Annotated in this window: 13 protein-coding genes and 1 pseudogene; 6 read left to right on the top strand and 8 right to left on the bottom strand. The window is 54.5% G+C overall.

Annotation, left to right across the window (positions count from 1 at the left end; genetic code table 11):
- Positions 1-35: 35 nt before the first annotated feature.
- Genes ACR0BU_RS12250 through ACR0BU_RS12230 form a run of 5 tightly spaced genes read right to left on the bottom strand, consistent with a single transcriptional unit; the run spans position 36 to position 3,642 of the window.
- Positions 36-410, bottom strand: coding sequence for a nuclear transport factor 2 family protein (locus tag ACR0BU_RS12250; protein WP_299080513.1), 375 nt, complete (start codon positions 408-410; stop codon positions 36-38).
- Positions 407-1,303, bottom strand: a complete 897-nt coding sequence (locus ACR0BU_RS12245) for an alpha/beta hydrolase (RefSeq protein WP_480737587.1) — start codon at positions 1,301-1,303, stop codon at positions 407-409. Before ACR0BU_RS12245 ends, ACR0BU_RS12250 begins: the two co-directional genes overlap by 4 nt.
- On the bottom strand, positions 1,300-1,782 hold the full coding sequence (locus ACR0BU_RS12240; protein WP_480737585.1) for a flavin reductase family protein: 483 nt from the start codon (positions 1,780-1,782) through the stop codon (positions 1,300-1,302). Before ACR0BU_RS12240 ends, ACR0BU_RS12245 begins: the two co-directional genes overlap by 4 nt.
- On the bottom strand, positions 1,782-2,459 hold the full coding sequence (locus ACR0BU_RS12235) for a glutathione S-transferase family protein (protein ID WP_480737583.1): 678 nt from the start codon (positions 2,457-2,459) through the stop codon (positions 1,782-1,784). Before ACR0BU_RS12235 ends, ACR0BU_RS12240 begins: the two co-directional genes overlap by 1 nt.
- Positions 2,452-3,642: an LLM class flavin-dependent oxidoreductase gene (locus ACR0BU_RS12230; protein ID WP_480737581.1), complete on the bottom strand. Its 1,191-nt coding sequence runs from the start codon at positions 3,640-3,642 to the stop codon at positions 2,452-2,454. The genes ACR0BU_RS12235 and ACR0BU_RS12230 overlap by 8 nt, the downstream gene beginning before the upstream one ends.
- Positions 3,643-3,743: 101 nt before the next feature.
- On the opposite strand from ACR0BU_RS12230, the gene ACR0BU_RS12225 reads away from it, so the two are divergent.
- From ACR0BU_RS12225 to ACR0BU_RS12205, 5 genes are all read left to right on the top strand, one after another.
- Positions 3,744-4,361: a helix-turn-helix domain-containing protein gene (locus ACR0BU_RS12225; RefSeq protein WP_480737580.1), complete on the top strand. Its 618-nt coding sequence runs from the start codon at positions 3,744-3,746 to the stop codon at positions 4,359-4,361.
- A gap of 485 nt (positions 4,362-4,846) precedes the next feature.
- Positions 4,847-6,418, top strand: coding sequence for a phosphate ABC transporter substrate-binding/OmpA family protein (locus ACR0BU_RS12220; protein ID WP_299890388.1), 1,572 nt, complete (start codon positions 4,847-4,849; stop codon positions 6,416-6,418).
- 76 nt (positions 6,419-6,494) lie between these two features.
- Entirely contained in the window at positions 6,495-7,535 is a 1,041-nt protein-coding gene (locus ACR0BU_RS12215; RefSeq protein ID WP_298935182.1) for a hypothetical protein, read from the top strand.
- Positions 7,536-7,840: 305 nt separating this feature from the next.
- On the top strand, positions 7,841-10,078 hold the full coding sequence (locus ACR0BU_RS12210) for a serine/threonine-protein kinase (RefSeq protein ID WP_480737578.1): 2,238 nt from the start codon (positions 7,841-7,843) through the stop codon (positions 10,076-10,078).
- A 7-nt stretch (positions 10,079-10,085) separates the two neighbouring features.
- Positions 10,086-10,292 (top strand): helix-turn-helix domain-containing protein, encoded by a 207-nt coding sequence (locus tag ACR0BU_RS12205; protein ID WP_480737577.1) that lies wholly within the window; start codon positions 10,086-10,088, stop codon positions 10,290-10,292.
- A 112-nt stretch (positions 10,293-10,404) separates the two neighbouring features.
- Here the strand turns inward: ACR0BU_RS12205 and ACR0BU_RS12200 are convergent, their stop codons facing one another.
- Positions 10,405-10,836, bottom strand: coding sequence for a group II truncated hemoglobin (locus tag ACR0BU_RS12200; RefSeq protein WP_480737576.1), 432 nt, complete (start codon positions 10,834-10,836; stop codon positions 10,405-10,407).
- 140 nt (positions 10,837-10,976) lie between these two features.
- Here ACR0BU_RS12200 and ACR0BU_RS12195 point away from each other — a divergent pair, with 140 nt between their 5' ends.
- Positions 10,977-11,822: an EamA family transporter gene (locus tag ACR0BU_RS12195; RefSeq protein ID WP_480737575.1), complete on the top strand. Its 846-nt coding sequence runs from the start codon at positions 10,977-10,979 to the stop codon at positions 11,820-11,822.
- Here the strand turns inward: ACR0BU_RS12195 and ACR0BU_RS12190 are convergent.
- A complete protein-coding gene (locus ACR0BU_RS12190; RefSeq protein WP_480737574.1) occupies positions 11,807-12,292 on the bottom strand; it encodes a hypothetical protein in 486 nt (161 codons plus the stop codon). The two genes, ACR0BU_RS12195 and ACR0BU_RS12190, sit on opposite strands and share 16 nt — an antisense overlap.
- Positions 12,289-12,383, bottom strand: a pseudogene (locus ACR0BU_RS12185) (bifunctional methylenetetrahydrofolate dehydrogenase/methenyltetrahydrofolate cyclohydrolase); the annotation flags it as partial. The gene ACR0BU_RS12190 and the pseudogene ACR0BU_RS12185, both read right to left, overlap by 4 nt.

Raw genomic sequence — 12,383 nt, 5'->3', positions numbered from 1 at the left:
CGGTCTTGTAGCCTGACGTCGGCAAACCGACCGACTCAACCCGTTCGCTGTTTATAGTAGGTGTCTTTGTGAACGATCAGCCCGTCGCGGTAGGTCAGGATATCTACACTCAAAAACTCTTCCTTGGATCCATCTTTATGCGTGGCCGTGCGCCGATACTCGCAGTACGCCTTGTTGCCCGCCAGAGCGCAATCCAGCGTCTCCCAATGCACATTCTCGACTTTCTCAAAAAGTCCCGCGAACACGCTGCGGATTGTCTCGGCACCCTCAAATCGCACACCGTGCGGTTCTGTGCCGACCGCGTGATCGAAAGTCGCATCATCGGCGAAATGCTTCATTACAGCGTCGATGTCATTTGCGTTGAAAGCGTCGCCCACGGAGTCAACGAGGTCTCGGGTCAGAGCAGTCATAGGTTTGGTCCTTTTCCCTGAAGCATGTGACAGGCATAATTAAAGAACGGGCTTGTCGGATCGACGAGCACGTTCAATTCGTCGAAATGATCGACATCGGGCACCGTATAAAGGCCAACGGATCGCTTCGTGCTCCCATAGGCCTGCACATACATGCATGCCTGACGGTGAAATTCATCCGTCTCGGCCCCGCCGACCACAACCAGCTGTGGTGCGTTGGTGACCGGTGGATGGTTGACCATCGGGCTCTCAGCCTCAGCCTCGGCCGGGTCCATCCGAATGCCCGCATTCAGGGCTTCGGTCAGGCGCACAGGTTCCAGGTAACTGAGGGGTGAGACAGGGATGCCCGCCTTGATCAGGTCGCTTGGCAAATCCGCCCCAAAGACAGGCCAGTCGGTCGCCATCATCATCTGGGTGATATGGCCCCCCGCAGAATGCCCCATCACGGTTATGCGGTGGCGGTTGATCCCCAGGTCGCTTGCGTTCTGCCAGATAAACGCCATCGCCTCACGTGCTTCTTGCGAGATCCGTGTGATTGTGACGGAAGGACACAGATCATAGCCCACGATAACGACATTGACATCGGCGGCGACGAATGGCGTTGCAATGAAGCTGTAGATGGATTTGTCGCCGCGTTGCCAATACCCGCCATGAAAATAGACCTGTGTCGGGGCCGACGCGTTGCCACAACGGAACACATCCAGTTTCTGGTTGGCACCATCGCCGTAGCGTATGTCCAGGCTGCAATCGAGCCTGTTGCGCGCGGCTTCACTATCGGCACTCCACCCCGGAATGACCGTCTCTTCATAATCCGGCCGACCGGCGCGCAGGTTGTATTGCTCATCGAACTCAGCAGGCGTGAACCGAGTGTGATAAGTCAGATGATCGCTCATCCCAAAGCCTCCGGTTGTGACGCACCGAAAAAGCTGCCGCGGCAATAGACAAGAGGTGGAACAGGCGTATGTGTGTAGCTTGTGACGCGGCCCAAAAGGATTTCGTGATCACCCGCATCCATGCGGCCGTGCACCTCACAATCCAGATGCGCCGAAGCGCCCGGCAGGATCGGGGCCGCATGACCTGTGGTCCAGTCGGTGTCGGTAAACCGGTTCTCCACATCGCTGGCGAAATGCAGTGCCAGCATCTGTTGATCCGCAGATAGGATGTTCACTGCAAAGTGGTTGGACCCTGACAGGGTTGGGAACACGCGACCGGATTTCGCAATACAGACTGAAATCACCGGTGGCTCGAGTGACACCGACGTAAAGGAATTGGCGGTCAGGCCCCAGGGCTGATGATCAGTATCAAAGGCTGTCACGATGGTGACACCCGTCGGAAAAGACCCAAGCGCGCGTCGATAGTCGCGGATGTCCATTAGAGCACCCCTTCACTTGCGCAGGCTTTTTCCAAGGCCGCCCACTCATCCGGATTCGTTCCAAAATGGCGCATTACATGATCCTGATAAGAAGGGCGCTCCGCCAATCGCTGGTACCACGCATACACGTTTGGTAGCGCAGGGCGTTCAACGTCCACGTTGAAGTAGCGATAAGCAATGCAGCCAAGAGGGATGTCGCCCATGGTAAATGCGTCACCACACACAAACGGCTGGTTGCCCAGATGCCCGTCCAGAATGGTCAGAGCCTCGTGCGCCTGATCACGCAGTTCGGCGATTTTTGCGATGTCTCGCTGATCGGGTTGCGTGCGCACAGTGGCAAAGAAGAGGTAAATGACGGGCGAGAACGCACGGCTCGCCGACCACTCCATCCATTGATCGGCAAGCGCACGGGTCCGGAGGTCGGACGGGCTGAGCGTGCCAGCACCGTAACGGTCACACAGGTAGCGCACGATCGAGAGGCTCTCCCACAAAGGAAAGTCGCCATCGCGGATCGCGGGGATCATGCGATTGGGATTGAGTTTCGCATAGGCCTCGGTATCTAGTTTGCCAAAGCTCCCGCCGGCCAATTGAAGGGTGTAGTCCAACCCCAGTTCGTTTGCGGTCCAGATCACCGGGATCACGTTGGACGAATACGGGCGTCCCCAGATTTCAAGCATGTTGCAGCACCCGTTTTTCTGCGATCGACTGTGTGCCGAACTTCGGCACGACATGCTCGAACAGACGGTCCCAGCTTGCGAGGATCTTCTCGTAGGGCACGCCGGTGTACTGCTGCATCAACATCAGATGATCAAGGCCGATGGTCTCCTGCTTCTCGGCAAAACGCTCTGCCACATAGGCTGCATCGCCAACCACGATGATCCCACGCTTGTTAAGGAAGTCGAACCAGTCCATCGCCTCATCCTCGGGTGTCATCTCTTCACTGACATCAAGATAGCCATGTTTGGTCCATTCTCCTGCTGGGCGCGAGCCACCGAGGAATTCATAATAGGCATTTATGGCGGGACGGATCGTTTCAACTGCTTCGTCCATGTTCTCCCCCACATAGAATGCTGTGCATACGCCCACCCCCTCACCGAGTTTCACGTCGCGCCCTTCGCGCTGTGACAAGGCTTCGCGGTAAGGCTCCCAGCAAGCGAGTGTGCGTTTGGGCCCAGAGGACATGGAAATCACGCCCCAGCCTTTCTCTCCAGCAAGTTTGAAGGTGGGTGGCGCGTTGGACATCAGCCAAACTGGCGGGTGGCCGTTCTGATAGGGTCGCGGATGCAAATACATCGCTTTGTATTCGCCATCGTCCGTGTGATAGCGCGGATCAAGCGGTTCAAAAAAGCGGTTGGTCTCTGTCCAGCCGGGGACCGGAAACTGGTAGAATTCGCCCTTGTGAGTAAACGCTTCATTCGTCCAGGCCTTCAGAATAACCTCAAGGCTTTCCTGATACAGACGCATCACCTTGTCATTGTCCCGGCGATCCGCATCCTTGTTGAACTGCAGGGTCGCGCGTTCGTTTATGCCCTTCGCTACGCCAAAATCCACGCGGCCGAGGGTCATGTTGTCCAGCATCGCCACATCTTCCGCGACGCGCAGCGGATGCCAGTCGGGTAAAACAATCGGAGCCGTCCCCACCCGCAGTTTTTTGCAATGCGCCGCAACATGGGTGCACATCTGGATCGGATTGGGCGGGGCATTCATATAGCCGTTATGGGCAAAGTGATGTTCGGTGAACCATGCGGTCGTAAACCCGGCCTGCTCAGCCAGTGCGCATTGTTCGATGATCATTTCCAGTATGCGAGTCCAGGGAATCGTCTCTCCGGGGCTGAAATTCGCGATCAAATCAAAGCGCATGACGTCCTCCCAAACAGTCGCGATTGGTTGAATATTTTCTCATTTTTAAACTAGATTGAATTTTGCTCGAAAAATCAACCTGAATCTTCTATATCGACAATATGGATACAGACCTTTCACAGACGGATGCCGGGCAGCTTGGCAGCGAAATCCGGGAAGTGCGCAAAGCACGCGGGCTTACACTGAATGATCTTTCGGCCGCTGTGTCATGTTCCACGGCCTACCTCAGTCGGATCGAGCTTGGCTCGGCGAAGGTATCATCAGATCTTTTGCAAGAAATCAGTGCGGCCCTTTCGGTTGACCCCAACTGGTTCTTTCCCAAACAATCGGGAAACGGTTCACTCGAGCGAAAGCACGTCGTCCGCGCCGAAAACCGTCGGGCATTGTCGGGGATGTATACACGGACCGCCGAAGAACTCGGCTTCGAAGACGAACTGCTTTCAAGCACATTGTCAGGTCAATGCTATCTGATCCTGTCTCGTTTTCGCCCAGGCGCAGGCACACCACCTGACCCCCTGGAGGGCTACACATTCGAGGGCGAGCAACATGCAATTGTTTTGACCGGAGAAGTCGAACTGCGCCTTGGCGAAGAGATCATAGTCCTGCGCGAAGGCGACAGCTTTTCCTACCCTTCCATGATCGCGCATCGGTTTCGAAACCGCACCAAGAAGGAGGCGACAATGGTTTGGGCGATGTCTCCAATCAGGATCAGCTGGTGAGGAATTCAGAATTCTAACGCGACTCAAAACGGATCAGCGCGGTCAACACGCACGCAGGACTCAGGTTAGCCCAAGCGTGAAGTTTGCGATACACCTGACCAATAGGCCCAGCTTGGCTTTTCAGGCATCCGATTGAGATAAGAATCACCTGATTCAAAGGCTGCTAATGCTTGTCGACACTGGCATGAGATACGTTCCGGGCGATCCAACGGAAAGAACTAAGCACAAAAGCAAGATGCAATCTGACGTTGAATCGCGTCACCCCCAAGCACAAGTTAAGAAAGAGCGGCAACTGTGGTCAGAATCCGCCTCAAACATGTCCATAAATGGGGGGAAATAAGGCAATTTTAAGTACTTCCCCAGCGGCCTTGACTGAACTTCCAGTAAACAGCTACGTGATTAACAAATCATGAGGGTTGCTTCAGTTTTTTGAAATTCCTCTCAGTGAAACGAAGAACAATAATCTAGAGTTTGAGGGTAGGAAAATGTTTAATCAGGTCCTGAAAAATGCTTCTGGTGCGTTGATGTTTTCCGTTGCGACCATGGCAAACGCTGAAACTGTTCAGTTGAACAGTTTGGATGGCGGAATGACGCTAACCGGAGAGCTTATTGACTTCGATGGTGCCAACTACGAGCTCCGAACAGTGGTAGGTACAATTTCAGTCGACGCCTTCAAAGTCGAATGCATCGGCGAGGCTTGCCCCGACCGGAACGAAGGTCCGGTGGAATATGGTATTTCTGGCTCTTCTCGCTTGGTGGACGTTCTTTTTGCCGATCTCACCGTGCAATTCGGAGAGGAAATCGGCGGCGCCGCATTACGTTCTCAGGAAGAAGGCGTCGATAAACTTCTGCTTCGCAACGAACTAGGCGAGTTTTTGGCCGAAGTCTCCTTGATGGGTGGTGATTCCACCGACGGTATTAAGCAGCTGGTCGATGGAAACTCAGCACTGGCTGTGGCCACACGCCCTGCTCAACCCGACGAGCTTGCGAGCGCATCGCAGGCCGGGCTTGGGGATATGACCACAACTGAAAACCAGAAGATTTTTGCGCTGGATGGCTTGGTTGTCATTACATCACAAAGTAACCCTTTGCGGGCAATCGCCGAGCAGGATCTAGCGCGGATATTCTCCGGAGCCATTTCAAATTGGAACCAGATTGGTGGGCCCGATGCCCCGATCCAGCTATACATGCGCGCGCCTGACAGCGGAACTGGGTTAGTTTTCAGTGACCTGATCATGAATCCCGCCGGGGCAACTTACTCGAACGAGATGAGCCTCTTTGAAACAGACACAGAATTGGCAGCGGCGGTTGCCGCTGATCCACTTGGTATAGGGATTACCAGCCTAGCAAGTGCCGATGAAGCCAAGGTTCTCGCAATTCGCGGTGTTTGTGGCATCCAGGTTCCTGCGACCCCATTCACCATCAAAACAGAAGAATACCCGCTAAGCCGGCGCTTGTATGCTTATACCGGCGACACGGTGCCAGCACAGTTGAGCCGTTTCATGCAATTCCTCGAAAGCGAAAAAGCGCAAGAGACAATTGATGCTTCAGGGTTTGTGTCGCTTGGTGAATCCCTGCAAGGCCCGAATGAACAGGGGTTACGGTATCTTGGCGCAGTTATGCCAACTGATGCAGAGGTCACTCTGAAGCAGTTGCGGGAAATGTCGGCTGAGCTGTCCGGTGCCGATCGTAGCTCAATCACCTTTCGTTTTGCCTTCGGATCTTCCCGTCTGGATTCCCGTGCACAGGACGACATAACGCGTCTTGCTTCTTTGCTTGCCAAGGAAGAAACCACAAACAAGGAGCTTCTGCTGATAGGGTACACGGACTCTGTGGGAGCGGGTAAATCCAATCGTTCGCTCAGCCAGCAGCGTGCCAAACAGGTCAACGACGCTTTGTTGCAAGCAGCGCCTGCCAACAGCCTAGATGGGTTAACGATCCGCACGCTGGGCTATGGCGAGATCTCGCCGCTAAGCTGCAATGACACCGAGAATGGCCGCCGGATCAATCGCCGTGTGGAAGTTTGGCTGCGGGACATCGTCGCGACATCCCAATAGCGAGGCACCAACTCAGCTTCGAAACAGGGATACACCGGTCAGTGACCAAGACGATAATTCAATGGAGTAACGTAGTATGAGAATGCTCGCAATTTTGGCCAATGTTTTCCTACTGCACCTGTCAGGGACGGCTGTCGCACAGGAAGAGCCGTATAATACCGCTGTAGAAAGTTGGTTAAACGGCAGCGAGGCCGAAGGCCTGCAGGGTTTGTCGGAAGCGGCCAGTCAGGGGAACAGTTCGGCGCAGATGATCCTCGGTCAGATTGATCGCGACACGGTACCGGGTGGGTTTTCCGACTATTTGATTGACCATCCGGGACGCGACCAACTTCTGCGCGCGCCGGATCCCGACAAGGGAACCGTAAACTGGTTGCTTGCTCTGAGCGACCCTGCCCTGAAAGCAAACGGTGAGGCCGTCTTTGGGTATCGGGTTGGTCGCCAGCCGATAAGCAACGCGATAGCGTTGCAATCTCATGGTGAGGTTGAAGGTGCTGAGTATGTATTGTGGAATACACTGAACAACGGCCGTTTTGACTTGATCAATTCCATGCCTGCAGAAAACTATGGCCTGTCCGAAGCTGGTTTTCTCAAGTGGATCGAAGCCTATATGGCGCGGGAAAACAAGGCAATCACGATGCGCGCCTTTGTGGAAGAGGCCAATCCCAAGCGGGTCTCAGGGTTGTTGGGTCTGAAACGGCTGGCGCGGCTGCTGAATCTCAATCAGCATTTTTCCGACGAAGCAAACCAGTTCACGACGGTTATGCTTGGCCGCGGCTCGGATTTGCCGGAAAGTGTCAATTTGGTTCGCTTGAACGAAAACATTTCCCGCATCAGTGAAACCGATAGTTACCTGAATATCGTCAAGCGCTACTGTGAGTCCTGTGAAGGAGACACCGTTGACTACGATTGCGTGGTGCAGGCTTTGGAAATTGCAGGAGGCTATAAGACTTTGATGTCGATCCGTACCCCTGTTGAGACCTCGATTGATCAGGCCACATTTATGAACTCTAAACGCCCGGTCGAAATCTTCTCGCAGTTGGTGAACAATATGCGCCGCTATTACTCTCGCGACATTCGGTCATCCTGTATCGCCGCCAATCTAAAAGCCAAACTGTAGCAGGCTGCTGAAACGACAAGGCTTGTTCGGGTCATCATATGTTCGCAGACACCGGGAACCTTTGCCTGATCAACTCATCCGTGCAATGGTTCCGGATCCGGTAAATTAGGAGTTAAACGTTTGTATGTCCTGACATCTCTACGCTGACCAACTTGGATCCAACAAAGTGTCTTCTGGAAATCATGGTTTGAACAGATTCGCTTAAAGATTGTGTTTAACAGAGAAGCTTTCTTGTGATCGGAATTTGAGTAATTCCTGATGCGATAAAGGATGAAAAACGGACGGGACGAGGCATGGGCAACGTAATGAAACTTGTAACCACTGGTCATGAAGATACAGGTCAGATGACCGGGGCCTCTTCCGCGGATGACCTCCCTGCAGGTACCGAGCTGTTGCATGGCCAGTATAAGATTGATCACTATCTGAACAGCGGCGGCTTCGGTATCACTTATCTGGCCTCTGACAGTCTCAACCGCAAGGTGGTGATCAAAGAGTGCTTTCCGGCCATGTTCGCCCGCCGGCAAAACGTGTTGGTGCAGGCACGTGTTCAAAAGCACAAGGAAAATCTTCGCCAGATTGTACGACATTTCATCCAAGAGGCGCAGCGCCTTGCAAGTATGGATCATCCCAATATCGTTGGCGTACACCAGGTCTTTGAGGACAACGACACTGCCTATATGGCACTAGATTTCATCGAAGGCCCGGATCTTCTAGACGCAATCGAAGACACCGACACACGGCTGGACGAAGCCGACGTTATGTCGATCCTACGGCAAATTCTGGATGCGGTAGCATATATGCACAAGCAGGGGATGCTGCATCGGGACATCTCGCCAGACAACATCCTGATCGGACCGGACAAGATACCTGTCTTGATTGATTTCGGTGCCGCACGTGAGCAGGCCAGAAAAACAAACCGTGTTCTGTCCGCCCTGCGCGCAGTCAAGGACGGCTATTCACCACAGGAATTTTACGTAACTGACGGCGTTCAGGGACCGTTTAGCGACCTCTATGCCTTGGCGGCATCATTCTATCATGTGATCACCGGAGAGCGTGCACCAGATAGCCAGACCCGGGTCTCTGCGATTGCCGAGCGGAAGCCCGATCCCTGCAAACTCCTTCAGGGTCGCTTTGACAAATATGATGACGTTTTTCTCGAGGCGCTCGACAAGGCCATGTCGGCCATGCCAAAGGATCGTTTTCAAACCGCTGATGAGTGGCTTGAGGCGATAGACCACTTGGCTGAACCCCCAGCGGTAGAGCAAGATGTTAAAATTGCTGTCTCTTCATCCGGGGGAAACAAGCGCGTTGCGATAGGCGGCGGACTGCTTGCTCTTGGAGTTGTCGGCGCCGTAGTCGGGGTTCTGGCCAGCGGAGTGTTTTCGTCAGCCCCCGAACCACTGATCACGCAAGAGGACATATTGGCTGCTGAAGCCGAAGCCCGGGCCCAAGCTGAGGTCGAAGCAGCGGCAGCGGCAGAAGCAATAGCAGATGCCACTGCGCGCGCCGCAGAAGCCGAAGCGCGTCTGGCCCAAGCAGAAGCGCGCGCGCAGGCAGAGACCACGGCACGCGCCCAGGCCGAAGCGGCCGCCCAGGCGGCGGCCCAAGCCGAAGCAGAAGCCCGCGCCAAAGCAGCAACCGAAGCCGAAGCCCGTGCGCAGGCAGAGGCCGAAGCGGCCGCTCAGGCGGCGGCCCAAGCCGAAGCGGAAGCCCGCGCCAAAGCGGCGGTCGAAGCACAAGCCCGTGCGCAGGCCGAAGTGGAGGCCGCGTCTAAAGCGGCGGCAGAGGCGCAAGCCCGAGCGCAGGCAGAGGTCGAAGCGGCCGCTCAGGCGGCAGCAGAGGCTGAGGCTGAAGCCCGCCTACAAGCTGAGCTCGAAGCGGCCGCCAAAGTGGAAGCCGAAAGCATAGCTCAGGCGAATGTCGAAGCCGAAGTTGATACAACCACACAACCCCTTCAGGATTTAGAACCAACCTCGATAGAATCGGAATGGAAGGTTCTTCTGCCTTTCGTGGCATCAGCGGACAATCCCGATACCGTGGAATACGTAACCGCCGAGGCCCCGGCATGGGTTTACGCGGGGCTGCGTGTTGACGCGGTCAATGGGACCAAAATCAATGATCTAAATTCCATTAGTGACATTCTGCTTCAATCAGGGGCTACCCCTTCGCAGGAAGGCACCTTGGGTGTTACCTTGGGACTTTCTAATCCGCGAGACGGTGTCGAAGTGCGGGAAGTTACCCTGGGTGTCGTACAAGACACGACCTTGTCGAATGGTGTTATGTTTCAATCCCAATATGCTGAAAACGGTAAGTGGGTTACAAGCGTGGTTCACGTCCCAGATGATGTCGGCCCTGGCACAACTCTGAAACCAGATGATCAACTGACAGCCTATTTTCCAACAGATGAAAGTATCGATGGACAAGACACGATTGCCGATCTTTTGCGAGCAGGATCGCGTGACGGTCAGACGGACTTCAAGTTCACTGTCAGAAGAGGTGCTTCTTTGTGGCTGGCGGATCTACACTACGAAGGTACTAACTAGGTAGTGGATGCGCGCCAGCCGGTACGGTCTCCACATCTGCTTCGCCTCCTATGCAGCGGTTTCCAAGCGAAACAACATCAGCGTTCGGACTGTCGAGCGTCATATCTCGATATTAGTGGAGTTTGGATTTCTCCGATGCGCAATGCAATTGCGCACCTTAGGCACCCCGAGATCAGATTTGTCAGTTGAATGGGGTCTGCAGTCGCTGTGCTGACAAAAGCATTAGCAAACGACGATGCCACCAAAGATCACTTCTAAGTTTTGCGACAGATCTGACCAAGCCCTCTTGGCTTCGCAAAGGCGATTTTTTTTTCGACCTATCTTAATCAGAGAATCCCGGACCTTTGTCCTTCGTCGACCTCAACCCGCCAATCAGGTACATCGTTGATCAACATTAATGCAGCACGACGCAGCGTGGCGCGTATTCTCTCGACAACTGGCCCGTCCAAACCACAATCCGCTAAGGCAGCATCAAAGGTTTCAAGCCAAAGCTCTGCATCCGCTTCCCGAATGGGCACATGCGCATGAATCTCGCGCAGGTCCATGTGGCCGAACCGTTCGCGGTAATAGGCGCGGCCGCCCAGAAACCCGCTGAGAAATTCAAACTGTGCCTGTCTGGTATGATTTAGCCCGTGACCGCGAAAATGAAGCCTATGCAAAGACTGCACCGCCGGGTCAGTCTCCATCCGATCATAAAATCGCTCGACAAGAACCCGCAGTTGGCCTTCGCCGCCCAGTTGTTCCAAAGCTGATGACATATCCAGCTTCTCCAAGTCTTTACCGTCAATTATGTTGCATAACAGGAAAATAAGTTTATCAACAGTGACATGTTGGCGCGACTGATATCATTGATTGGCAACAGATTGATCGGTTCGAAACTACCACGTGCGATGACCGCATGAGCGCTCTTTTACTTGGGTTGCTGGCGGCATTGTGCTGGGGAATTCACGATCTGTCGGTCCGATATATCAGCCAGTCCGTCAGCGTCATTGCATCGCTCATGGCCGTTTTGGTTTTCGGTGCGTTTCTGCAGTTCGCTCTGGTAGCAGCTTGGGGTGACTTCGGCCCAATGTCCGGCGTTGCGATCTCTTTTGCGATCGCAACGGGTGGGTTTTATCTTCTGGCCGGCCTCAGCATGTATGCCGCGTTTCAGCGTGGACCGGTACGTTTGGTAGCTCCGCTTGTTGCAAGCTACCCGGTCTTGTCGGTCACGCTTGCAATATGGCGCGGATCGACGGTCAGTGTCTGGCATTGGCTAGCCGTGATTGCGATCGGCGTCGGTGTGTCCATCGTCGCCGCGCAGTCCGACGACACAGACACGACCTACCCTGCGCCCGGCCCGACGATAGCCCTGTCATTGCTTGCAGCAGTCGGGTTTGCTGCGGCTTTTGCCTTGGGTCAATATGCAACAGAGATCGGCGATGAATATTCCGTGTCACTGATCGGGCGGCTGACGGCAATCTTCGTTCTGACCACGATCGCGCTCATCTCAGGCAAGTCGATCTGGCCCGGGGTGCAGGCGTTGCCTCTGCTATGTTTGATGGGCCTGTTAGACGCGGTCGCAATTCTAAGTGTTGTAGCTGCCGGTGGATTGCCAAATGCCCAGTACGCTTCTGTCGCAGCCTCGGTTTTTGGCTTACTTACCGTCGTTCTTGCATGGGCGGTTCTGAAGGAAAACATGGCTCCACGCCAATGGCTTGGGTGTGGCGTCGCTTTCGCGGGAATTGGCTATCTCGCGATGTGAGCATCGCATCTGAATATCACTTTCCCATGTGTTTGGTGGGCCGAAATTGCACTGTTTAACAAGAACTCAATCTCACCCGGACGCACTGGTCCGACACCATGCCATGCTCCGGGACGAATGAGATCCTTGTACGATTGTAGCTGCCGCCGAATACTCCTCACATTTATATGCACCGGTGCGTCCGGAAGCAGAAGAACGGCAAACACATCGGCAGCAGCGTCAAGCTCTTTCATGTTGGCGTAGCAGTCCTCAATTGCCATGCCCTGCCCCCAAACCTGCTGATCTACAGGCATTCCCAGAAGCGTTGCGCGCAGCACCAAAGCGCGGGATCGGATGGCATTGGATTTTGAAGACCCAATCGAAACGATCACCATGCGTGTGTTGCGGCCTGCAATATGCCAATACCGTGATACCGCAGGATGAGAAAACATGCTGCCGCCAGTGGATTGGGCGGCGGCAGCGGTACTCACGCCGTTAGTCCTTCGGGTTCTGGTAGTTTGTTTGCGCGGCATGCTGCGGTTAGTGTGTTGGCGAGGAGGCATGCGATTGTCATGGGTCCGA

The organism is Ruegeria sp. CK2 (assembly GCF_056536585.1).
Note: the sequence above shows the minus strand (reverse complement) of the source record. Positions and strands in the feature narration are given on the sequence as shown.

What these genes read in the sequence shown, in the direction of transcription:
- ACR0BU_RS12205 (WP_480737577.1), top strand. Translation starts at nt 10,086, where the DNA reads ATGCGCGCCAGCCGGTACGGTCTCCACATCTGCTTCGCCTCCTATGCA.
- ACR0BU_RS12245 (WP_480737587.1), bottom strand. Translation starts at nt 1,303, where the DNA reads ATGAGCGATCATCTGACTTATCACACTCGGTTCACGCCTGCTGAGTTC.
- ACR0BU_RS12235 (WP_480737583.1), bottom strand. Translation starts at nt 2,459, where the DNA reads ATGCTTGAAATCTGGGGACGCCCGTATTCGTCCAACGTGATCCCGGTG.
- ACR0BU_RS12210 (WP_480737578.1), top strand. Translation starts at nt 7,841, where the DNA reads ATGAAACTTGTAACCACTGGTCATGAAGATACAGGTCAGATGACCGGG.
- ACR0BU_RS12200 (WP_480737576.1), bottom strand. Translation starts at nt 10,836, where the DNA reads ATGTCATCAGCTTTGGAACAACTGGGCGGCGAAGGCCAACTGCGGGTT.
- ACR0BU_RS12220 (WP_299890388.1), top strand. Translation starts at nt 4,847, where the DNA reads ATGTTTAATCAGGTCCTGAAAAATGCTTCTGGTGCGTTGATGTTTTCC.
- ACR0BU_RS12230 (WP_480737581.1), bottom strand. Translation starts at nt 3,642, where the DNA reads ATGCGCTTTGATTTGATCGCGAATTTCAGCCCCGGAGAGACGATTCCC.
- ACR0BU_RS12195 (WP_480737575.1), top strand. Translation starts at nt 10,977, where the DNA reads ATGAGCGCTCTTTTACTTGGGTTGCTGGCGGCATTGTGCTGGGGAATT.
- ACR0BU_RS12225 (WP_480737580.1), top strand. Translation starts at nt 3,744, where the DNA reads ATGGATACAGACCTTTCACAGACGGATGCCGGGCAGCTTGGCAGCGAA.
- ACR0BU_RS12250 (WP_299080513.1), bottom strand. Translation starts at nt 410, where the DNA reads ATGACTGCTCTGACCCGAGACCTCGTTGACTCCGTGGGCGACGCTTTC.
- ACR0BU_RS12215 (WP_298935182.1), top strand. Translation starts at nt 6,495, where the DNA reads ATGAGAATGCTCGCAATTTTGGCCAATGTTTTCCTACTGCACCTGTCA.
- ACR0BU_RS12240 (WP_480737585.1), bottom strand. Translation starts at nt 1,782, where the DNA reads ATGGACATCCGCGACTATCGACGCGCGCTTGGGTCTTTTCCGACGGGT.